This is a genomic window from Croceibacterium mercuriale (genome assembly GCF_000802385.1).
GTDB classification, from domain to species: Bacteria; Pseudomonadota; Alphaproteobacteria; order Sphingomonadales; family Sphingomonadaceae; genus Croceibacterium; species Croceibacterium mercuriale.
The window spans coordinates 587,173-606,250 of the sequence record NZ_JTDN01000002.1 but is presented as its reverse complement, the minus strand read 5'-3'; the positions used below and the strand labels follow the sequence as shown (position 1 = coordinate 606,250).

Genomic DNA, 19,078 nt, shown 5'->3' with positions numbered 1-19,078 from the left:
TTATCGCGTATAGGGGCGGTGCAGCGGCACGTCGCGGTTCAGTTCCACGCCGAAGCCGGGCTTGTCGAGTTCGCTGGCGCGGATGCGGCCGTTCACCGGCACCGGTTCGCCCAGCAGCTGCGGCGCGAACATCGGCACCACTTCCGTCGGCCCCGGATGCATCATCAGGAATTCGGCGAAGGGCGAATTGTGGCGCGTGATGACGAAGTGGTAGGAATAGACGGACGATCCGTGCGGGATCATCATCACGCCGCGGCTGTCGGCGTAATTGGCGATCTTGATCAGTTCGGTCACGCCACCGCACCAGCCCACATCCGGCTGGATGATGTCGCAGCATTCCATGTCCATCAGCATGCGGAAGCCCCAGCGGGTTGCCTCATGCTCGCCGGTGGTGACCAGCAGGCCCGGGGGGGCGTTCTTCTTCAGCTGCTGGTAGCCCCAGTAATCGTCGGGGCTCAGCGCCTCCTCGATCCACTTCAGGCCGCATTCCTTGTAGGCGCGGTGCGCCAGCCGGGTGGCGTAGTCGATGTCGAGCGACATCCAGCAATCGTACATCAGCCAGAAATCGTCGCCGCACTTGCTGCGCATGTCGGCCAGCAGGGCGATGTTCTTGTCCATCCCCTCCAGCCCTTCGGCCGGGCCGTGATGCAGCGGCAGCTTGCCGCCGATGAAGCCCAGCTCCTTGGCCACGTCAGGCCGCGCGCCGGTGGCGTAGAACTGCAGCTCGTCGCGCACGGCGCCGCCCAGCATGTGATAGACGGGTTCGCCGCGCAGCTTGCCCAGCAGGTCCCACAGCGCCAGGTCCACGCCGGAAATCGCGTTGATGACCAGGCCCTTGCGGCCGTAATACTGGGTGGAGAAGTACATCTGGTCCCAGATCTTCTCGACCTCGACCGGATTGCGACCTTCCAGGAAGCGCGCGAGGTGCTTTTCGACGATGTAGCAGGCCGGCTCGCCACCGGTGGTCACGGCGAAGCCGATCGTGCCGTCTTCCGCCTCGATCTCCACCACCAGCGTGCCCAGCACGTTGATGCCGAAGCTCTGCCGGCTTTCGCGATATTCGGGATAGCGGGCCATCGGCGTGGCGATGTGGTCGTCGATCCAGTGACCGCCGGGCTGGTCATGGTAATCCGCGCCCTTGCCGCGCGCCACAAAGGCACGGACATGCTTGATCCGGGGCAAATTCATGCTGGCAGTCTCCCCCTCAACCCTATACGTCCCACATCATGGGACGCAGGTTTACATCCAAATAATGTGTCTTGTGCACCCGCCCATGCGACACCCGCATGTCCGGTCTTGCGCCTTTCACATAATGGGATAGGGTATTATTAGATGGAACAAGTCCAGTCAATCGACTCCCGCATGGGTGAAGGCGAAAGCGACGATGATGGCAAGGCCGGCAAGGTTCCGGCCGGCAGCCAGACGCTGTTGCGCGGGCTGGACGTGCTGGAGGCGGTGGTTGCCGGCCCGGTCTCGCTCAGCGACCTGGCGGGTGGGCTCGGGCTGACCCGCTCCACCACCCACCGGCTGGCGAATGCCCTGATCGAGCGGCGGTATCTGGCGATGGCGCCGGGCCGCGGCTATCAGCTCGGCCCCAAGCTGCTGGAACTGGGCTTCTGCGCGCAGCAGCAGATCGACCTGGTGCAGGTTGCCCATGCGCGGCTGGCGCAGCTGGCCGACCGGACGGAGGATACCGTGCATCTGGGTGTGCGTGACGGTGACCGCGTGCTGTACCTCGACAAGATCCCCGGCCGGCGGCGGATCGCCATCTCCAGCCGGGTGGGCGACCGTCACGCGCTGACCGCCACAGGTCTCGGCAAGGCGCTGCTGATCGACGAGCCCGAGGCCGGCTGGCAGGCGCTGTTCGCGGCCGATCAGGCAGGCGGCGCGGTGCCGATCGACTGGCGCAAGTGGCTGGACCGGATGCAGGGCTATGTCGCGATCGGCCGCGCGTTCGATCTGGAGGAGAACGAAGACCAGATCCGCTGCGTCGCTGCCCCCGTGCGCGATGTCGGCGGGCGCATCGTCGGTGCGCTGAGCGTGTCGAGCGCCGCGCAATATATGGACGACACCCGGATGGAGGCACTAACCCGCGACGTGGTGAACACCGCGCAGGCGATCAGCGGCGATCTGGGCTGGAGCGGTTCTTCGCAACCCTGAAGCTTTCACATATACGAAGGAGTGGATGAATGACCCGTTTGCTGGAAGGCAAGACCGTGCTCGTTACCGGCGCATCGGCCGGCATCGGCCGCGCCGCCGCGATCGGCGCTGCACGCCATGGCGCCGATGTGGCGATCAATTTCAGCCGCGACACCGCCGGAGCCGAGGCCGCGGTAAAGGAGATCGAGGCACTGGGTCAGCGCGGGCTGGCGGTACAGGGCGACGTGTCGGACCCCGAAACCGCGACCGCCTTCGTCAAGGCGGCGACCGACGCATTTGGCAAGGTGGACGTGTTCGTCAACAATGCCGGCATCTGCCCCTTCCATGCCTTCCTGGACATGCCGGTGGAGACGTTCGAGCGGACCATGCGGGTCAACCTGCACGGCGCCTATTTCATGGTGCAGGCCGCCGCGAACCAGATGGTGAACCAGGGCCATGGCGGCGCGATCATCGCCGTGTCCTCCATCAGCGCGCTGGTCGGCGGCGAGTACCAGACGCACTACACCCCGACCAAGGCGGGCCTGCACTCGCTGATGCAGTCCACCGCCATTGCGCTGGGCCGGCATGGCATCCGCTGCAATTCCGTGCTGCCGGGCACCATCCTGACGGACATCAACAAGGACGATCTGGCCGACCAGGAGAAGCGCGACCGCATGGCCGCGCGCGTGCCGCTGGGCCGGCTGGGCGAGCCGGACGATCTGGCGGGGCCGATCGTGTTCCTGGCATCCGACCTGGCGAAGTACGTCACCGGCGCATCGCTGCTGGTCGATGGCGGCGCTTACGTGAACCTGCAGTAGGGCGGTCGGCCCTCTCCTGCGGGAGAGGGCGCCCGCTCAGTCGATCGTGTGCGCGATGCGGGCCTTGCGCGACCGGGAGGCCCGCCGCGCTTCCTCGATCGCGCGTTCCTCCGTCGCGAACAGCAGACTGTCCAGCACCGCGTTCAGATGTGCGCGCATTGCGGCGCGGGAAGCCGTCGCATCGCCGGCCTCCAGTGCCCGCAGAATGGCGGTGTGCTCCTCCACCACCGGCTGGATGTTGGCCGCCCGTGCCTTGGCATAAAGCAGCGCCGTCTCGGGCGAGGCGGCGCGCAGCGTCCACAGATCCTCCACGATGCGCAGCAGCGCGGCATTGCGGCTGGCGCGCGCGATCAGCAGGTGGAACTCCCGGTCGGCGCTTTCCGTCCCGGCGTGGCGCGCATTCTCCTGCGCGATCCCGTCCACCAGCGCGGCCAGCTGCGCCAGCTCCTGCCGGTCGATCTGCGCCGCGGCCAGACCGGCCACCTCCGGCTCCACCAGCAGCCGCGCCTCCGTCACCTCGAACGCGCTGACGGCGAAGGTGGCCGGCGCGTCATCATCGGGCAACGCCTTCAGATAGGCGCCGGAGCCGATGCGCACCTCGATCAGGCCCTGCACCTCCAGCGCGATCAGCGCCTCCCGCACGGTCGGGCGGCTGACATCGTAGCGTTGCGACAGCTCGCGTTCGGGTGGCAGGCGATCGCCGGGCTTGTGGCCCGCGGCTCCGAAATCGGCCATCAGGGTACGCGCCAGTTCCTGATACAGCCGGTCGCGCCGGCCCGGCACGCCGCCCTGCACCGTTGCGCCCGCTATCCTGCCCGTGTCGCTCATGGCGCTGTCATGCGAGGCGTTCCGCCCAATTGCAACGCTGACGAAGGGTCCGCCGCGCCGTCCGCCTGCCACAATCCCGGATGCCGCAGCAGCAGCGCCTGCGCCAGGATCAGCGTCTTGGCGTCGACCAGGGCCCCGTTCAACGCCTGCTCGCGCAGGGCGTCCAACCCGATCTCGTGCACCTCGATCAGCTCGTCCGGCTCCGACCCGCCGCCCGGCCCTTCGCGCTGGGCGGCCGAATAGGGCGCCAGGTACAGCTGCACCCGCTCCGTTGACACCGGGCACATCGGCCAGATGTTGCACACCGGCTCCAGCATGCCGAGCCGCAGACCGGCCTCCTCCCACGCCTCCTCGACGATCCGCTCCGCCGCGCCGGCCCCGTCCAGCCCGCCGGCGATCACCTCCAGCAGCGGCGGCGCACCCGCGTCGATCACCGGCGCGCGCGGCTGGCTGACCAGCAGGCAGACACGCCGTTCCGGATCGTAGGGCAGCACCGCGACCGCACTGCCATTGTCCAGCAGGTGCCGTTCCGCCACCACCCCGCCGGGGAGCGCCAGTGCCAGCCGGTCCAGCCGGTACCATCCATCATAGACCCGCGTGCGGCCGACGATCCGCGCCTCGCCCGTCATGCGCCTTCCTCCGGGTAGACGGCCGGCCCGCCCGCGGCGATCCAGCGGTCGATCCGCGCCTCCAGCACCGGCAGCGGGACGGAGCCGAGATCCAGCACCAGATCGTGGAAGCGCCGCTGGTCGAAGCCTGCACCCAGCGCCGCCTCGGCATCGGCGCGCTTTCGCCGCAGCGTCAGCTCGCCCAGCTTGTAGGCCAGCGCCTGTCCGGGCCAGCTGATGTAGCGGTCGACCTCCGTCTCGACCTCGTGTCGCGACAGGGCGGTGCGGTCCGCCAGATAGGCGATCGCCTGCTCCCGGCTCCAGCCATGATGGTGCACCCCCGTGTCGATCACCAGCCGCGCGGCGCGCCACATCTCGTAGGTCTGCCGCCCGAACCTTTCATATGGCGTGCGGTAGATGCCCATGCTCGTGCCCAGCCATTCGACATACAGGCCCCACCCCTCGCCATAGCCGCTGAAATAGGCCTGCCGGCGGAAGGCGGGCCGCGCCGGCCCTTCCAGCGCCAGCGCCGCCTGCAGGCTGTGGCCCGGATTGCATTCGTGCAGCACCAGCGCGGGGATGTTGTAGAGCGGGCGCGACGGCAGATCGTGCGTGTTCATGTAGCACGCCTCCAGCCCGCCGCGCCCGGCGGTGTAGAATGGCGCGATCGCATCCGGCACCGGCAGGATGGTAAAGCGGTAGCGCGGCAGGCGGCCGATCACGTTCTTCAACTCGCCATCGGCCCGCTTGCTGACCAGCGCGGCATAGCCCAGCAGCTCGTCGCCATCGCGGGCGATGAAGCGCGGGTCGGTGCGCAGGAACTGCAGGAACTCGGCAAAGGTGCCGGTATGGCCGGCCTCCGCCATGGTGAGCTGCATCTCCGCCTCGATCCGCGCCACCTCGGCCAGGCCGATCGCGTGGATCTCCTCCGCCGACAGGTCCAGCGTGGTGTATTCGCGGATCTGCGCGGCATAATAGGCCGCACCGTCCGGCAGGTCGCGCGCCGCCAGCGTGGTGCGGGTGCCCGGCAGGTATTCGTCGCGGAAGAAGGCCAGCAGCTTCGTGTAGGCCGGGACGACAGCCTCGCCGATCGCACGCTCGGCCTCGGCCCGCAATGCCGCCTGCTCGGCCGCCGGGATGCTCGCCGGCATGGCGGCGAACGGCGCCCAGAAGGGGTTGTCCTGCGGCCCGGCCACTGCATGGGCGGCGATGGAGGCATCCCGTCCGGCCAGCGTCACGCGCGGCACGCTGAACCCGCGGGCGAGGCCGGCCCGCATGTTGGCGATCTGCTCGTCGAAGTAACGCGGCACGTCGCGCATCCGGCCCAGATACCGGCGATACTCCTCCGCATCGGCGAGCGGGCGCTGCTCCGCCAGATAGGACCAGAAATTGCTGTCGGCGTTGAGCGGCATCTCCCAGCCGCGATACCGGCCATCGGCCACAAACGCCTCCAGGCTGGTGCGCAGCACGGCGGCGTTGACCTGCTCCTCCTCGCTCAGCCGGTCGACGGGGATGGCGTCCAGTTCCGCCAGCGCCGCCTGCCAGTAGGCCAGGCGTGCGGCCTGGACGGCGGGATCGACGCGGGGCAGGTGGTCGGCCGGCTTGTCGCCACCCGATGCGTCGGTGATCCGCGCGAACTGCTCCTGCCGCCAGGCCCACTCCCGCTCGTACAAGGCACGCAGGCGGGCGTCGGCATCAGTGTCGGTCCGGCTGGCCGCCACGCTGGTGGCGGACGCTTCCTGCGCCAGGGCCGGCATGGCGGCGAATGGCAGGAACAGCGGCAGCAGATAGGCGATCGGACGCAAGGGCGGCAAACTCCGGTTGGCGGCGGCGGGCAGATGCCAGCTGCCTGCCCGCCGCCCGGCCGCACCACAAGCACCCGCGCAACTTTCGTCGGCAGATAATCAACCGCGTGCAGTGCCACTTGCGATTTTCCCTGCGTATGCCAACACACCTTCATGGTCACTCGCATCCCGGGCAATGCGCATGCCCATCCCAGCAATGGCCCCGCCACTGCCCCTGCCCGCGACGCTCCGCATGCTACCGCACGGCCGCTGGCGGTGGCGCGATGGCTGTGGATCGTGGCGACGCTGGTGGTGCTGATGGTGGTGGTGGGCGGCATTACCCGGCTGACCGAAAGCGGCCTGTCGATCACCGAATGGAAGCCGGTGACCGGCGCGATCCCCCCGCTGACGCAAGGCCAGTGGGAGGCGGAGTTCGCCGCCTATCGCCAGATCCCCGAGTACCGGCAGGTCACCGGGCCCGCCGGCATGACACTGGCCGACTACAAGTTCATCTATTTCTGGGAATGGGCCCACCGCCTGCTGGGCCGGGTGATCGGCCTGGCGTTCGCGCTGCCGCTGGCCTGGTTCTGGTTGCGGCGGGCGATCCCGGCCGGATATCTGCCGCGGCTGCTGGCGCTGCTGGCGCTCGGGGCGCTGCAGGGGGTATTCGGCTGGTTCATGGTCCGGTCTGGCCTGGCGGGTACGCGCACCAGCGTCAGCCATTTCTGGCTGTCGATCCATCTGCTGACCGCCCTGTTCACGCTGGCGGGGCTGGTCTGGACCGCGCTGGACCTGCGCCGGCTGCAGCTGACGCGGGATGCGGCAACGCACGCGCGGCTGACCGGTACCGGCCTGCTGGTGGCGACGGTGCTGTTCGTGCAGCTGCTGCTGGGCGCCTGGGTCGCCGGGCTGGATGCCGGCCATGCCAGCGACAGCTGGCCGCTGATGGGTGGACGGCTGGTGCCGGACCTGGGCCTGGGCGGGGGTGCGTTGCGGGCGCTGACCAGCGATCCGTTCGCGGTCCACTGGCTGCATCGCTGGTGGGCCTTTGTCGCGGTGGCGGCGCTGGTGGTGCTGGCGCGGCGCGTGCGCAAGGCAGGCTCGCGGCCGGCATCCGTCGCCATCCATTGCGCCTTCGGCACGCAGATCCTGCTGGGGATCGCCACCGTGCTGACGGGTGTCGCGCTGTGGATCGCGGTGCTGCACCAGCTGGTCGGCGCGCTGCTGGTGATAGCCACCGCCTGGGGCGTGCATGTGATCGGGAGGCGCGGCGCGTGACGACGCCGCGCCATGCCCTGACCGGCCGTTCCGCCATCGGGCAGGCCGCGCTGCTCGCTCTGCTGGTGCTGCCGGTACCGGTGCTGGCCAGCGGATCGGACCAGGCGCTGGCGCCGCCGCCGGCGGACAGGCCATCGCTCCGCTTCGAGCCGCCGGCCACGCCCATGCTCTATACCCGCCGCCTGCAGCGGGAGCTGCGCGACGGCAAGCTGTTCGTGGTCACCCGATCCTTCGCGATCCGGTTCGAGCGGGCGGAGGATGGCTACCTCGTCACCGGGGAACAGGTCGGGGTGGAGGTGGACGCCCCGCCGCAGCTGGACCGGTTCGTGCAGCTGGAGCGGCAGCGGGTGGAGCAGGGCCTGTTTCCCCTGCACCTGACCGATACCGGGCACATCGTCGGCCTGAACGAAGTGCAAGAGGCGCCGCAGCTGAACGAGGCGATCACGCAGGTGCTGACCACCATCGGCGAAGCGGCGAAGGTGCCCAAGGATGCCGAGGAGCTGGCCCGCTTCGCCCGCGCTATCCACGAGAACGCGCTGCTGCTGCTGACCACCCTGCCCCCGGACCTGTTCGCGCCCGAGCGCGCGCAGCATCACGAAAGCCGCACGGTGAACCTGCCGGATGGCAGCGAAGGCGTGGTCACCGCCAGCTATCACATGGCGCGCACGCCGGAGACCGGCCTGCTGACGGAAGCGCAGCGGGAGATCATCACGGAGGTCGGCGGCCACCACAAGCGCACGGTGGAAAGCTGGACCTTGCGCCCGCTTTCCTGACGCATCCGGCGGCACGGTATTATTTTACCGGCCCGCAAACCGGCGGAAAACCTTGACCGTTTGCGGTGCCGCAGCTTAAAGCGCGGCCACTTCGCCAAGGACCGGCCCTGCCGTGCGCCCCGAGCGAATCACTCAAGCAGTTCAAGCAAACGGAGCAGCCATGAAGGCGCTGAGCAAGCAGACACGGTCGATCAAGCCGGCCGAAGTCGAAAAGAAGTGGCATGTGATCGATGCCGAGGGGCTGGTCGTGGGCCGCCTGGCGGTGATCGTCGCCAACCATCTGCGCGGCAAGCACAAGCCGAGCTACACCCCGCATGTCGATTGCGGCGACCACGTGATCGTCATCAATGCCGACAAGGTCCGCTTCACCGGCAACAAGCGTGATCAGAAGACCTACTACAAGCACACCGGCTATGCCGGCGGCATCAAGGCTACGACCGCAGCCAAGGTGCTGGACGGCCGCTTCCCGGAGCGTGTGCTGGAGAAGGCCGTGGAGCGCATGATTCCGCGCGGCCCGCTGGGTCGTGACCAGATGCGCGCCCTGCACTTGTATGCCGGTACCGATCATCCGCATGCCGGGCAGCAGCCCGCCGCGCTCGACGTCGCTTCCATGAACCGCAAGAACAAGGCTGCCGCGTAATGGCCGACACCACCAACACCGTCACCGACCTGGCCGATCTGCAGGATCTGGGCGCTGCCAGCAATGGCGGCGACGATGCCGGCGAAGCCACCGTCAACACGCCGCGCGTGTCCACCATGCCCCTGCGGGAGCAGATCATCGACGCGCAGGGCCGTGCCTATGCGACCGGCCGCCGCAAGGATGCCGTCGCCCGCGTGTGGATCAAGCCCGGCAGCGGCAAGGTCGTGGTCAATGGCCGCGAGCAGGAAAGCTACTTCGCACGTCCCACCCTGCGCCTGGTGATCAACCAGCCGTTCCAGGTGGCGGAGCGTGAAGGCCAGTACGACGTGATCGCCACCGTCAAGGGCGGCGGCCTGTCCGGCCAGGCCGGCGCGGTCAAGCATGGCATCAGCCAGGCGCTGACCAAGTACGAGCCGGCCCTGCGCGCCGCCGTCAAGGCCGCCGGGTTCCTGACCCGCGACAGCCGCACCGTGGAACGCAAGAAGTATGGCCGCGCCAAGGCGCGCCGGAGCTTCCAGTTCTCCAAGCGCTGATCGGTCTTCTCCGAACACAGAAAGGGCGGTCCTGCGGGGCCGCCCTTTTTTGTTGCCCGGCCGCAGCGCCGGGCGCAGCCTGCCCGCATGGTCAGCACCACCCCCGCCCGCCTGTCGAGTCACCCGTTGTGGATCGGTGCCGCCGCGCTGCTGCTCCTGCCGGCGCTCGCCATGCGCTTCACCTCGGCGATGCGCTGGGGGGTAGAGGATTTTGCCGCGCTGGCCGTGCTGCTGCTGGGCACGGGCGTGCTGGTCGAAGGGGCGCGTCGCATCCGCCCGGCAGGGCTGCGTATCGCGGCGCTGCTGGCTGTGCTGGCTCTGGCCGTGCTGGTCTGGGCAATGCTGGCAACGGCGGACTGACCGCCGCCTCAGCCACTGTTCAATGCACCGGCGGATCGACCGCCGGCACCGCACCCACCGGGGCGACCGGCTCGCCGGGTGTACGGGGGGGCATGGCGTCTTCCGGCACGTCGTCGATCTGCATCTCCGGCGTTGGCACCTCCGCCAGGTTACGTGCGCGCACCTGCAGCGTCTGCCCGTCCCACCGCAATTCGTTGAAGGATGGCGGGGTGGAACGGACCCGCTGCGACAGGGTGCCGGCGCCGATCATCCGCACCGGCCCGTGCGGCGTCTGCTCCACGATGTCGAACGGGTCGTGCACATGGCCGCTCAGCACGCCCAGCACGTTCCGCTTCGCCAGCTGGGCCAGTGCATGGCTGCCGCCATGGGTCAGCGCGGTGCCTTTCGTGCCGACCTCCCGCAAGGGGTGGTGCACCGCCACCAGCGCGCGGGTGCCTGCCGGCAAGGCATCGATCGCGGCCAGGCAGCGGCGCAATGCGGCCTTCGTCACCCAGCCCTTGGACCAGTTGAAGCGCGGTTGCGCGCGGATGGCGGTCTTCAGCGGCACGATCGCCAGGCCGGGCAGGTCCAGTTCCCGCTCCACCAGCGCCTGCACCGCGCCGAACCGGCGATAGGGCGCGAAGAACCGCTCCAGCAGGTTGAAATAGGGCAGGTCGTGATTGCCGACGCCGACGGTCACCGGCGCGTCCAGCGACTGGATCCAGCGGCAGGCGGCGGTGAATTCATGGCTGCGCGCGCGCATCGTCAGATCGCCGGTCAACGCCACGCCGTCGGGCTGCTGCCGGGCGATCTCGTCCCGCGCCCAGTTGACGGCACGGCTGTCCTCCAGCCCGAAATGCACGTCACTGATATGGAACAGCAGGGTCTCGGTACTCATGCAGCGGTCGCTATCAGGTCAACCTCGCATCGGGCCAGAGTAAATGTGGCTCTCGGGGCAGGCTCGGCCGGCTCGCCATCGATCAGCATGCCGAACGGCTTGCCCGACAGGCTGGTGAAGCTGACCTGGTCGACGGTGCCCAGCTTTTCGTGCGGTCCGTCGCGGAAATTGCGGCGCATCAAAGCCCAGCCCTGCTGCAGATAATCGCCGACGGTCTCGGCCCGGTAGGCGTCGACCTGCAATCCCTCGTCCGTCGGTGTCAGCATCAGCAGCGGGTATCCTTCCGCCCGGCCCAGCGCCGGGTCGGCACAGGCGATCATGTCGCCCGCCAGCGAATCGCTGACGGCCGCCACCGCTCCCGCAGCCAGGTCGAGCACCGCGACATCGCGCATCGCCTCGCGCACCTGGTTCCAGCTGGTGCCCGGCCCGGCCAGCACGCCCGCCAGTGCGTCGCCCGCATCGCTGCGGGCAAGGCCTGGGCGGCGCGCCTGATAGCGGCCGGCGGCGGCGTCGGCGATCACCTGGTCCATGGTGCGATCGCCATGCAGGCGGTGGAACAGCAGGTTCATGGTGCCGCCCGGCAGGACCAGCACCTCCCCGCCCCAGCCGGCCAGCGCGCTGATCGTGGCGTTTATCGTGCCGTCGCCGGCAAACACCGCCACCAGCCCGATTCCGGCCGCATCCAGCATCGCCGGTGTGGGCAGGTCATGCTTGGGGAATGTCGTCCGCTGCGCCACGCGCACGCCATGCGTGCCGCAACACTTGTCGAGCGCCTGGAGCGCATCGTCATCATTGCTGCCGCTGGAGGCATTGTTGACCAGCCATAGGGCGCGAGGTTCAGCCATCATCCGCCAAAGCGCCGGCGCGCCTGCCTGTTCCCGCGCATCGTGATGCCGCCCCCGTCATTACTGCCGCAGCAGCAGCCAGCCGCCCGCCGCATTGACCAGCGTATAGCCGGCATACAGCCACACCCACTGGGGGTAACCACCCTGCACCAGGAGCAGCGCGCCCAGCAGCACGGCGAACTCCGCCACCATGCTGGCCCGCCCGGCCCATTGTGGCCAGCCCATGCCCGCCAGCAGCTGCCGGCGCCGTTCCAGCACCGCGGCGTGCAGCGCGAAATTGGCGATGCCGAGCAGGAAGGCGACGATCAGCGCCATGCGGCACGCCGCCCGTCGGGCCACAAACGCGCTTTGGCGGGCGCATGCGGCCGTTCACCCATCCTGCCTGCCCGTGGTCGAACGCCGTCCATGGCCGATCGATGGCAGCAGGCGAGGGGCGCGGCAACCGCCTATCCCGTGACTCGTGCCCCGCCGGCTCATCAGTCCCGGGCCCGGCGGGGCACACCGCACGACCCGAACCGCACCAACAAGGAGAGAGGCATCATGTTCAAGACCACCGCCACCCTGATCGCCGCCGCCGTCGCCGCGAGCGGCACCCTGGCCCTGCCGGCCGCCGCCGCCGACGGCCGCGAGACCGTGAGCGTCGCCGTGATGCACGACGATCTCGACCTCGCCACCCAGGACGGGCAGGTCACGCTGCAGCGCCGGCTGAACCGCGCTGCGAAGCAGGTCTGCCGCTATCCCACGAACCAGACGCTGCTGAGCACCCAGAACGAGGCCCGTTGCTACCGCCAGGCGCGGCGCGATGTGGCGGTGCAGTTCGCCGAGGTCATGACCGACCGGGTCGGACGCGGCGGGTAAGGACAGCCCGTGCTGCGGCTGCCGACGGATCAGGCCAGCTCCACCCAGACGGGCGCGTGATCGCTGGCCTTTTCCCGTCCACGATAATCCTTGTCCACCCCGGCTGCGACCAGCCGGTCCGCTGCCTGCGGACTCAGCAGCAGGTGATCGATGCGGAAACCGTGGTCCCGCTGCCAGGCGCCGGCCTGATAGTCCCAGAAGGTCCACACCCCGCCTTGCGGGTTCAGCGTGTCGATCGCGTCCGTCCAGCCATCCGCCAGCAGGCGGAAATACGCGTCCCGGCTTTCCGGCTGCATCAGCGCATCGGCTGCCATGGCCCGCACGCTGAAGGTATCGCGGTCATGCGGGATGACATTGTAGTCGCCCAGCACCACGGTCGGCCGCTCCGCCGCCAGCAGTTCCTGCATCCGGGTGCGCAGGCGCGCCATCCAGGCCAGCTTGTAGTCGAATTTCGGGCCGGGCTGCGGATTGCCGTTCGGCAGGTACAGGTTGACGATATGCACCCCGTTCACCTCCGCCTCGATCAGGCGGGACTGCACGTCCTCCGGGTCGCCGGGCAGGCCGCGGGCGATCTCCACCGGCGGCGCGCCGTCAGCCAGGATCGCCACTCCGTTGAAGCCCTTCTGCCCGTGCCAGATCGCGTGGTAGCCGATCTTCGCGAATTCCTCGGCCGGGAAGGTCTCGTCCTGGCTCTTGATCTCCTGCAGGCAGGCGACCGCCGGGCGACGCTCCTCCAGCCATTCCAGCAGCCGCGGCAGGCGCGCCTTGACGCCATTGATGTTGAAGCTGGCGATCCGCATCGGCCGTTCCGGCTCAGATGCCGAAGCTGGAGCCGCAGCCGCAGCCGGCCGCTGCCTGTGGATTGTCCACCTTGAACGCCGCACCGCCCAGCGACTCGACGAAATCGACCGTGCAGCCGGCCACCAGGTCCAGGCTGACCGGGTCGACCGCCAGCCGCACGCCGCCCGTCTCGCTCACCCGGTCATCGGCGTCCACGCCATCGGCCAGGCCGAAGCGGTACTGGAATCCGGAACAGCCGCCCCCTTCCACCGCCAGCCGCAGCACGGCGGGCTTGCCCAGCTTCGCGGCGATCGCCTGCACCCGCGCCGCGGCGGCGGGGGTCAGCACGGGGATGGCGGAATCGGGGGCGACGGTGGCGGGGGCGCTGCTCATGCGGGCAATGTAGGGGGGCGGCAGCCATGGCTCAAGCGGCGCGGGGTGCGGCTCTCCCACAACCCCGCTCCGTCCGGGGCCTGTCGAAGGATCACGCGCTGCGGATATATTCGCGCATCGCCTCCGCCTCGCGCTCCATCTTCTCCAGCCGGTACTTCACCAGGTCGCCGATCGACAGGAAGCCGACCAGCACCCCGTCCCCGCCATCGCCTTCCAGCACCGGCAGGTGGCGGACGCGCTGTTCGGTCATCAGCGCAAGCGCATCCAGCACGGCGGTGTCGCGCCGCACGCTGATGACCGGACTGGTCATCACCTCCGCCACCGGGCGGTCCAGCACGGCCACGCCTTCATGCGCCAGGCAATACAGCAGGTCCCGTTCGGAAAAGATGCCCTGCACCGCGCCGCTGGTGCCGCCGTCCGGCGCGGCCATCACCGGCAGCGCGCCGATGCGGCGCTCGGCCAGCAGCCGGGCGGCATCGCCCACGCTGGTGCCGGGGGTGCAATGGACAATCTCGTGGTCGCGCTCTTGCAGGATGGCGGCGATGGTCATGGCTTCCTCTCCCCTGGTATTATTATCCTCGGGCTGGGGAGGATGCCATGATCGTGCCCGCCCCGCCAGCGGCCTTTGCCCCATGTTGTTGCGCGGACCATGCGGAACGGGCACAAGCGGTTTCATGGCCCGCCGCTCCCCACTCGACGATCCGCATGCCGCCGCCCATGCCTGGGCGAGGTTCCGCCGGCTGATGTGGCTGATGCTGGCGCTGACGATCGCCGTGGTGGTGATCGCCATGCTGGTGCTGTGGCAGCAGGGGGCGCTGGTGTCCGTGCACTTCTTCATCGCGTCTGCCCTGGGCATCGGCCTGACCATGCTGCTGATGAGCGCGCTGATGGGGCTGGTCTTCCTGTCCAACGGCACCGGCCACGACCATTCGGTGAACCACCGGCTGGACGGCGAGGATCAGGCGCCCGACTGATCCGCCGGCAGCAGCCGGTATTCGGCGACCGGCACGCCGTCGATCAGGTGCTGCTGGATAATCCGTTCCAGCACCGCGGGCGTGCAGGAATGATACCAGACCCGGTCCGGCCAGATCAGCGCGATCGGCCCCGCATGGCAGATCTGCAGGCAATCGGCCTTGGTCCGCCGCACGATGCCGCCTTCCCTGCCCGGCGCGGTCAGGCCCAGCTGCTTCAGCCGGGCCTTCAGGAAGTTCCACGCCTCCTCCCCTTCCGGGCGGGAGCAGCATTGCTGCTTGTCGGAAATGCCGCACAGGAAGATATGTCGGTGGATCGCTTCCCCGCCGACCGCCGCCAGCGCCCGGCCTGCGCGGGCCAGTGCGCCGGCCGCCCATTCGGCTTCCGTCTCGCTGGTGGGCGGGGTGTCAGCCACGCGGGCCGGCGATACGCGCGATCTCCTCGCGCACCAGACGCTCGACCAGGGCCGGCAGATGGGCGTCCAGCCATTGCGCCAGCAGCGGCCGCAGCGCCTGCTGCACGGCATCGTCCAGCGGCGCCGCGCCGTCCTGCGTCAGGCCGGCAATCGCGGTCAGTTGCGAGAAGGAGGCGCGCAGCGCACCATCTGTCGCATCGCTGGTCAGCGGCGCCGGATCGGGCTGCACCGCTGCCTCGACCACGGCCAGCACCTCGGCGGCTTCCTCCGCATCGGCGGGCTCCACCGGCTCCGGATCACGCATGGTCGGCGCGGCAGCAGCAGCGGGCGGGACCGGGACCGGTGCCGGCGCGGCCGGACGCGGCGGCGGCGGGTCGCGCGCGATCACCCGCTTGATGGAGGCCAGGATGTCCTCCACCGACGCCTCGTTACCCAGTTGCATGCTGCTGTTCCCTGCCCTTTGCCAGGCCGACCTCAAGGCTGTGGCGCCACCGCCGGCTGCTCGCCCGCCTTGGTATCCTCCAGGATGTCCTGCGCCCCGGAACCGGCCTGATCTTCGGTGGGAACGTCCGCCGCCTGCGCCGGAATGTCAACCGTGCGCGGGCTCTGCACGGTGGGGTTCGGGTCGGTGTCCCAGTCCCACCACTTGCCCTGTACGCGTTCGTAATTGGCTGCCGGGTCATAGAACGGGACATCATCCGCCAGCCCCAGGTCGCGCGCCTCCGCCCGGCCCATCGCCGCCAGCAGGGTGAAGGCCGCGACATAGGCGTTGCGCCGCGCGGTGACGAGATCGACCTGTGCGATCAGCAATTCCCGCTGCGCGTCGAGGATGTCGAGGATGGTCCGGTTGCCGACGGTGTTTTCCGCCTGCACGCCTTCCAGGCTCAGCTCCGCCGCATCGACCGCCACCTGGCTGGATTCGATCACCGCCAGCGCCGCGCGCCAGCTGGTGAAGGCCGAGCGGGTCTGCTGCACCACGTCGCGTTCGATGGCGACGGCGTTCTCCAGCGTGCTGGCCGCCTGCGCCTGCGCCTGCCGCCGCTGGGCGGCGAACTGCCCGCCCTGATATAGCGGCAGCGTCAGCCGCACCCCGGCCTGCAGGTCGGTCGCGACCTGGTTCGAGCTCCCGGTGCCCGGCACCGAGCCCAGAGTACCGAGGAAATTCTGGTAGGATCCTTGCGTAAAGGCATCCAGCCGCGGCAGCCGCCCGGCACCCGCCACGCGGATGTCGAAGCCGGCCGCTTCCGCCCGTTCGATCGCGGCGATCACGTCCGGATTGTTCTGCACCGCCACGTCGACCGCATCGTCCACCACCAGCGGCAGGTTGGCCAGCGGGGGCGGCGGCTGCAGGTCGGTCGGCGCCAGGCCGACCAGCTGGATGTAGCGTTCGCGGGCGCCCACCAGGTTGGCACGGGCATTTTCCAGGTCGCCGCGGGCAATGGCCAGGCGCGACTCGGACTGCGCCACGTCGGTCCGGGTCAGGTCGCCGATCTCGAACCGGTCGCTGGTGGCCTGCAGGTTGATCTCCAGCACCTCCACCTGATTGGCGGACAGGGATGCGATCGCCTCGTTCCCGATCACGTCCATGTAGGCCGTGACCACCTGGCTGAAGATGACGCTTTCGGTCGACCGCAGATCGGCCCGGCCGGCGGCGACCCGCTCCTGCGCCGCGCGGATGCCGTTGCGGACCGCGCCTCCCTGATACAGCGGCACGGCCAGGTCCAGCCCGGCATTCAGCGCCCGCTCCGGCGCGATGAAGTTCACCTGCGCCTGCTTCAGGAACTCGATCAGGGTAACGGTGCCGTTGACCGTCGGCCGGCCGGCCGAACGCTGGATCGGCACGTTCTCGTCCACCGCGCGCTGGTCCGCGCGGGCGGCATTCAGCGTGGGATTGTTGGTGTAGGCGGCGATCAGCGCCTGTTCCAGCGTGTCCGCCCGGGCGGGCGGACCGCCCAGCACCAGCGCCAGGGCCAGTGACCCGCCCGCCAGACCGCGCAATCGGACCGCACGGTGCAGGCCGTTACCGACAGGGGTACGGGTCACCGGCTCAGAAGCTCCAGACGCGGGGGGCGGCGAATTCGGGCAGCACGGGAATGCCGATCTCCATCAACGGCAGCAGCGCCGCGCGCCCGTCCACCGCCTGTCCCGCCGCCAGCCGGGTCACACCGGATTCCACCAGCCCGGTGACGATCCGCGCGCCCGGTGCCAGCGTGGCCAGCAGGGGGGCGGGCAGCTGCTCCGCCGCGCCATCGACCAGCAGCAGCGTGTAGCCGCCCCCGGCTCCGTCGGCCGCCACGGTGCCGGCACTTGCCGCCTCCACCCCGATGACCTCCACCGAACCCGCCAGCGGGCGGATCAGCGTGGGCAGGTAGCCGCTGCCGCCGTCCACCACCAGCACGCGGTCGTCGGCGCGGGGGCGCGCTTCCTGCACCATCAGGCCGTGTACCGTGGCCGGGGCCAGCCAGCGACCGCCGGCCAGCGGCACGGCGCGATCCATGTAGGCGACGGCGCGGCGGGCGGGCGGCACGAAATCTTCGCGCGGGAGCTCCGCCATCCGTTCCAGCACCCATGGTGCGCTGACGCCGCTGGGGCGCAGCTGGGAGTCGATCATCGCCCTGCGCGCGACGGCGAAGTCGGCGGCAACGGTACGGGTGGGCGTGCGGTCTTCGACAATGGTCACAGGCTGTCCGGTCGCAATGAAAGGAATTGTTGCGGCGCATTAGGACAGAATCCTGCCCTGCGCCAAGCGGTTTGACGGGCCCGATCGCCCGGCGGCCACCAGCGATCGACCAGCGGCCGACCACGTCCGACAACGGCGCTGGCGCCGCCCGCCCCGCCGCCGTTACACGGTGCCATGGACCGCGCCCCGACCATCGAAGATCCCGCACCGCATGGCGGCGTGCCATTCGCACGGTGCTCGCCTCCGCCGTGGGATTGTGGCTGTGCTATTTCCTGCTCAGCACGCTGCGCGCGCAACTGATGGATTTCGGCTTCCCGGCGGAGACGCTGTGGCGGCGCGCGCTGGCCTGCGCGATCGGCGTGCTGATCACGCTGGCGTTGTGGCTGGTGCTGCGCCTGTTCGATCACCGTCCGCTGCCAGTGAAGATCATCGCCGCGCTGCTGCTGTCGCTGCCCGTGTCGGTGGCGCTGGCGCAGAGCAACCGGCTGGTGTTCCAGTCGCTGGAGGAACGCGTCTTCACGCGGGAGGCGGAACGGCGCGGGTTCACGGTCAGCCAGTTCCCCAATGGCGACCTGCTGGTCGACATACCCGACCTGCCCGCCCCGCCGGCACCACCCCCGCCACCGGCCCCGGAACCGGAACCGGGCGACCCGGTCCCGCCCGTGCCGCCGCCGCCCGCGGTGCCCGCCATCACCGCAGCCGGGCAGAGCATTACCCTGCCCGCCGCATCGCTGCGCGGCGATCCGTGGCATTATTTGGTGGAGGTGGTGTTCAGCCGGTATTTCATGATGCTGGCCTGGTGCGCGCTGTACCTGGCGCTGCTGACCGGCGTCGCCGCCCGCGCATCCGAGCGGCGCGAAAGCGCCTACCGCCGGGCGGCACGCGCGGCGGAGCTGCGATCGCTGCGCTATCAGGTGAACCCGCATTTCCTGTTCAACACGCTCAACTCGCTGTCCGCGCTGGTGCTGACCGGGCGCACGGAGGATGCGGAACGGATGATCGGCACCATGTCGACCTTCTACCGCCATTCGCTGGCCGACGATCCCACCGGCGACGTGCCCCTGCGGCAGGAACTGGAGCTGCAGCGCCTGTATCTCGACATCGAGGCGGTGCGTTTCCCGCAACGCCTGCGCACCCGCTACGACCTGCCGGCCGGGCTGGAAGGCGTGCGCGTGCCCGGCATGATCCTGCAGCCGCTGGTGGAGAACAGCATCCTGCACGCCCTGGCCCCGACCACGCAGACGGTGACCATCACCATCGCGGCCCGGGCGGAGGGCGACCGGCTGCTGCTGGAGGTGTCCGATGACGGGCCGGGCCGGCCGGAGGGTGCCGCGCCGGCGCATCGCGGGTTCGGCATCGGGCTCGCCAATGTGCGCGACCGGCTGGCGGCGCGCTTCGGCAGCGCGGCGCAGGTGACATTCGGCCCGGCAGCCGGCGGCGGTTATTGCACGCGGCTGGACCTGCCACTGGTTGGCGAAGACATGGGGGAATGAACGG

Annotated in this window: 24 protein-coding genes; 10 read left to right on the top strand and 14 right to left on the bottom strand. The window is 69.6% G+C overall.

The genetic code is table 11. The annotated features are described in order from the left end of the window. Complete coding sequence (gene rhmD / locus PK98_RS12530; RefSeq protein WP_039097196.1) at positions 1–1,188, bottom strand: L-rhamnonate dehydratase; 1,188 nt, start codon at positions 1,186–1,188, stop codon at positions 1–3. 174 nt (positions 1,189–1,362) lie between these two features. Between rhmD and PK98_RS12525 the strand changes: the two genes are divergently transcribed. After that, positions 1,363–2,160 (top strand): IclR family transcriptional regulator, encoded by a 798-nt coding sequence (locus PK98_RS12525; RefSeq protein ID WP_039097195.1) that lies wholly within the window; start codon positions 1,363–1,365, stop codon positions 2,158–2,160. A 29-nt stretch (positions 2,161–2,189) separates the two neighbouring features. Then, on the top strand, positions 2,190–2,957 hold the full coding sequence (locus PK98_RS12520; RefSeq protein WP_039097194.1) for an SDR family NAD(P)-dependent oxidoreductase: 768 nt from the start codon (positions 2,190–2,192) through the stop codon (positions 2,955–2,957). 36 nt (positions 2,958–2,993) lie between these two features. Here PK98_RS12520 and PK98_RS12515 read toward each other — a convergent pair whose 3' ends face one another. Genes PK98_RS12515 through PK98_RS12505 form a run of 3 tightly spaced genes read right to left on the bottom strand, consistent with a single transcriptional unit; the run spans position 2,994 to position 6,150 of the window. Beyond that, positions 2,994–3,785 carry a FadR/GntR family transcriptional regulator gene (locus tag PK98_RS12515; protein WP_081996224.1) on the bottom strand — a complete coding sequence of 264 codons (792 nt, stop codon included), beginning with the start codon at positions 3,783–3,785 and terminating at the stop codon, positions 2,994–2,996. After that, complete coding sequence (locus PK98_RS12510; protein ID WP_052208639.1) at positions 3,782–4,414, bottom strand: NUDIX hydrolase; 633 nt, start codon at positions 4,412–4,414, stop codon at positions 3,782–3,784. The genes PK98_RS12515 and PK98_RS12510 overlap by 4 nt, the downstream gene beginning before the upstream one ends. Further along, on the bottom strand, positions 4,411–6,150 hold the full coding sequence (locus tag PK98_RS12505) for a DUF885 domain-containing protein (RefSeq protein ID WP_052208803.1): 1,740 nt from the start codon (positions 6,148–6,150) through the stop codon (positions 4,411–4,413). Before PK98_RS12505 ends, PK98_RS12510 begins: the two co-directional genes overlap by 4 nt. 201 nt (positions 6,151–6,351) lie before the next feature. Here PK98_RS12505 and PK98_RS12500 point away from each other — a divergent pair, with 201 nt between their 5' ends. The 5 genes from PK98_RS12500 to PK98_RS12480 all read left to right on the top strand — a co-directional run bounded on the left by PK98_RS12500 (position 6,352) and on the right by PK98_RS12480 (position 9,761). Continuing rightward, positions 6,352–7,455 carry a COX15/CtaA family protein gene (locus tag PK98_RS12500; protein WP_081996223.1) on the top strand — a complete coding sequence of 368 codons (1,104 nt, stop codon included), beginning with the start codon at positions 6,352–6,354 and terminating at the stop codon, positions 7,453–7,455. After that, positions 7,452–8,228, top strand: coding sequence for a hypothetical protein (locus tag PK98_RS12495; protein ID WP_039097193.1), 777 nt, complete (start codon positions 7,452–7,454; stop codon positions 8,226–8,228). The genes PK98_RS12500 and PK98_RS12495 overlap by 4 nt, the downstream gene beginning before the upstream one ends. 160 nt (positions 8,229–8,388) lie before the next feature. Next, entirely contained in the window at positions 8,389–8,868 is a 480-nt protein-coding gene (gene rplM / locus PK98_RS12490) for a 50S ribosomal protein L13 (RefSeq protein ID WP_039097192.1), read from the top strand. After that, entirely contained in the window at positions 8,868–9,401 is a 534-nt protein-coding gene (gene rpsI, locus PK98_RS12485) for a 30S ribosomal protein S9 (RefSeq protein WP_039097191.1), read from the top strand. Before rplM ends, rpsI begins: the two co-directional genes overlap by 1 nt. Positions 9,402–9,488: 87 nt before the next feature. Then, the gene (locus PK98_RS12480) at positions 9,489–9,761 is read left to right on the top strand and encodes a hypothetical protein (protein ID WP_052208637.1); all 273 of its coding nucleotides are present in this window, start codon (positions 9,489–9,491) and stop codon (positions 9,759–9,761) included. A 19-nt stretch (positions 9,762–9,780) separates the two neighbouring features. Here the strand turns inward: PK98_RS12480 and PK98_RS12475 are convergent, their stop codons facing one another. From PK98_RS12475 to PK98_RS12465, 3 genes are read right to left on the bottom strand one after another with little or no spacing between them, the layout of a single operon-like run. Next, positions 9,781–10,638, bottom strand: a complete 858-nt coding sequence (locus PK98_RS12475) for a metallophosphoesterase family protein (RefSeq protein ID WP_039097190.1) — start codon at positions 10,636–10,638, stop codon at positions 9,781–9,783. Beyond that, on the bottom strand, positions 10,635–11,483 hold the full coding sequence (locus tag PK98_RS12470; protein WP_039097667.1) for a diacylglycerol kinase family protein: 849 nt from the start codon (positions 11,481–11,483) through the stop codon (positions 10,635–10,637). Before PK98_RS12470 ends, PK98_RS12475 begins: the two co-directional genes overlap by 4 nt. A gap of 60 nt (positions 11,484–11,543) precedes the next feature. Then, positions 11,544–11,798 carry a hypothetical protein gene (locus PK98_RS12465; protein WP_039097189.1) on the bottom strand — a complete coding sequence of 85 codons (255 nt, stop codon included), beginning with the start codon at positions 11,796–11,798 and terminating at the stop codon, positions 11,544–11,546. A gap of 225 nt (positions 11,799–12,023) precedes the next feature. Between PK98_RS12465 and PK98_RS16060 the strand changes: the two genes are divergently transcribed. After that, on the top strand, positions 12,024–12,341 hold the full coding sequence (locus PK98_RS16060) for a UrcA family protein (protein WP_081996278.1): 318 nt from the start codon (positions 12,024–12,026) through the stop codon (positions 12,339–12,341). 29 nt (positions 12,342–12,370) lie between these two features. On the opposite strand, the gene xth is transcribed toward PK98_RS16060, so the two are convergent. From xth to PK98_RS12445, 3 genes are all read right to left on the bottom strand, one after another. Continuing rightward, the gene (gene xth / locus PK98_RS12455; protein ID WP_039097188.1) at positions 12,371–13,141 is read right to left on the bottom strand and encodes an exodeoxyribonuclease III; all 771 of its coding nucleotides are present in this window, start codon (positions 13,139–13,141) and stop codon (positions 12,371–12,373) included. Between the two features lie 13 nt (positions 13,142–13,154). Continuing rightward, positions 13,155–13,514 carry a HesB/IscA family protein gene (locus tag PK98_RS12450; protein WP_052208632.1) on the bottom strand — a complete coding sequence of 120 codons (360 nt, stop codon included), beginning with the start codon at positions 13,512–13,514 and terminating at the stop codon, positions 13,155–13,157. Between the two features lie 91 nt (positions 13,515–13,605). Next, positions 13,606–14,064: a CBS domain-containing protein gene (locus PK98_RS12445; protein ID WP_039097187.1), complete on the bottom strand. Its 459-nt coding sequence runs from the start codon at positions 14,062–14,064 to the stop codon at positions 13,606–13,608. Between the two features lie 124 nt (positions 14,065–14,188). On the opposite strand from PK98_RS12445, the gene PK98_RS12440 reads away from it, so the two are divergent. Beyond that, the gene (locus PK98_RS12440; protein ID WP_039097186.1) at positions 14,189–14,488 is read left to right on the top strand and encodes a hypothetical protein; all 300 of its coding nucleotides are present in this window, start codon (positions 14,189–14,191) and stop codon (positions 14,486–14,488) included. Here the strand turns inward: PK98_RS12440 and PK98_RS12435 are convergent. From PK98_RS12435 to PK98_RS12420, 4 genes are read right to left on the bottom strand one after another with little or no spacing between them, the layout of a single operon-like run. Then, positions 14,473–14,901 carry a (2Fe-2S) ferredoxin domain-containing protein gene (locus tag PK98_RS12435; protein WP_235425503.1) on the bottom strand — a complete coding sequence of 143 codons (429 nt, stop codon included), beginning with the start codon at positions 14,899–14,901 and terminating at the stop codon, positions 14,473–14,475. The two genes, PK98_RS12440 and PK98_RS12435, sit on opposite strands and share 16 nt — an antisense overlap. Beyond that, complete coding sequence (locus tag PK98_RS12430) at positions 14,894–15,343, bottom strand: DUF2497 domain-containing protein (RefSeq protein ID WP_039097185.1); 450 nt, start codon at positions 15,341–15,343, stop codon at positions 14,894–14,896. The genes PK98_RS12435 and PK98_RS12430 overlap by 8 nt, the downstream gene beginning before the upstream one ends. A gap of 32 nt (positions 15,344–15,375) precedes the next feature. After that, entirely contained in the window at positions 15,376–16,917 is a 1,542-nt protein-coding gene (locus PK98_RS12425) for a TolC family outer membrane protein (RefSeq protein WP_081996277.1), read from the bottom strand. Between the two features lie 31 nt (positions 16,918–16,948). Next, positions 16,949–17,581, bottom strand: coding sequence for a protein-L-isoaspartate O-methyltransferase family protein (locus PK98_RS12420; protein WP_039097184.1), 633 nt, complete (start codon positions 17,579–17,581; stop codon positions 16,949–16,951). A 248-nt stretch (positions 17,582–17,829) separates the two neighbouring features. On the opposite strand from PK98_RS12420, the gene PK98_RS12415 reads away from it, so the two are divergent. Beyond that, positions 17,830–19,074, top strand: coding sequence for a sensor histidine kinase (locus tag PK98_RS12415; protein ID WP_235425502.1), 1,245 nt, complete (start codon positions 17,830–17,832; stop codon positions 19,072–19,074). Positions 19,075–19,078: the final 4 nt, after the last annotated feature.

Coding starts and splice junctions, on each gene's coding strand:
- rhmD (WP_039097196.1), bottom strand. CDS start 1,188: ATGAATTTGCCCCGGATCAAGCATGTCCGTGCCTTTGTGGCGCGCGGC.
- PK98_RS12525 (WP_039097195.1), top strand. CDS start 1,363: ATGGGTGAAGGCGAAAGCGACGATGATGGCAAGGCCGGCAAGGTTCCG.
- PK98_RS12520 (WP_039097194.1), top strand. CDS start 2,190: ATGACCCGTTTGCTGGAAGGCAAGACCGTGCTCGTTACCGGCGCATCG.
- PK98_RS12515 (WP_081996224.1), bottom strand. CDS start 3,785: ATGAGCGACACGGGCAGGATAGCGGGCGCAACGGTGCAGGGCGGCGTG.
- PK98_RS12510 (WP_052208639.1), bottom strand. CDS start 4,414: ATGACGGGCGAGGCGCGGATCGTCGGCCGCACGCGGGTCTATGATGGA.
- PK98_RS12505 (WP_052208803.1), bottom strand. CDS start 6,150: ATGCCGGCCCTGGCGCAGGAAGCGTCCGCCACCAGCGTGGCGGCCAGC.
- PK98_RS12500 (WP_081996223.1), top strand. CDS start 6,352: ATGGTCACTCGCATCCCGGGCAATGCGCATGCCCATCCCAGCAATGGC.
- rplM (WP_039097192.1), top strand. CDS start 8,389: ATGAAGGCGCTGAGCAAGCAGACACGGTCGATCAAGCCGGCCGAAGTC.
- rpsI (WP_039097191.1), top strand. CDS start 8,868: ATGGCCGACACCACCAACACCGTCACCGACCTGGCCGATCTGCAGGAT.
- PK98_RS12480 (WP_052208637.1), top strand. CDS start 9,489: ATGGTCAGCACCACCCCCGCCCGCCTGTCGAGTCACCCGTTGTGGATC.
- PK98_RS12475 (WP_039097190.1), bottom strand. CDS start 10,638: ATGAGTACCGAGACCCTGCTGTTCCATATCAGTGACGTGCATTTCGGG.
- PK98_RS12470 (WP_039097667.1), bottom strand. CDS start 11,483: ATGGCTGAACCTCGCGCCCTATGGCTGGTCAACAATGCCTCCAGCGGC.
- PK98_RS12465 (WP_039097189.1), bottom strand. CDS start 11,798: ATGGCGCTGATCGTCGCCTTCCTGCTCGGCATCGCCAATTTCGCGCTG.
- PK98_RS16060 (WP_081996278.1), top strand. CDS start 12,024: ATGTTCAAGACCACCGCCACCCTGATCGCCGCCGCCGTCGCCGCGAGC.
- xth (WP_039097188.1), bottom strand. CDS start 13,141: ATGCGGATCGCCAGCTTCAACATCAATGGCGTCAAGGCGCGCCTGCCG.
- PK98_RS12450 (WP_052208632.1), bottom strand. CDS start 13,514: ATGAGCAGCGCCCCCGCCACCGTCGCCCCCGATTCCGCCATCCCCGTG.
- PK98_RS12445 (WP_039097187.1), bottom strand. CDS start 14,064: ATGACCATCGCCGCCATCCTGCAAGAGCGCGACCACGAGATTGTCCAT.
- PK98_RS12440 (WP_039097186.1), top strand. CDS start 14,189: ATGGCCCGCCGCTCCCCACTCGACGATCCGCATGCCGCCGCCCATGCC.
- PK98_RS12430 (WP_039097185.1), bottom strand. CDS start 15,343: ATGCAACTGGGTAACGAGGCGTCGGTGGAGGACATCCTGGCCTCCATC.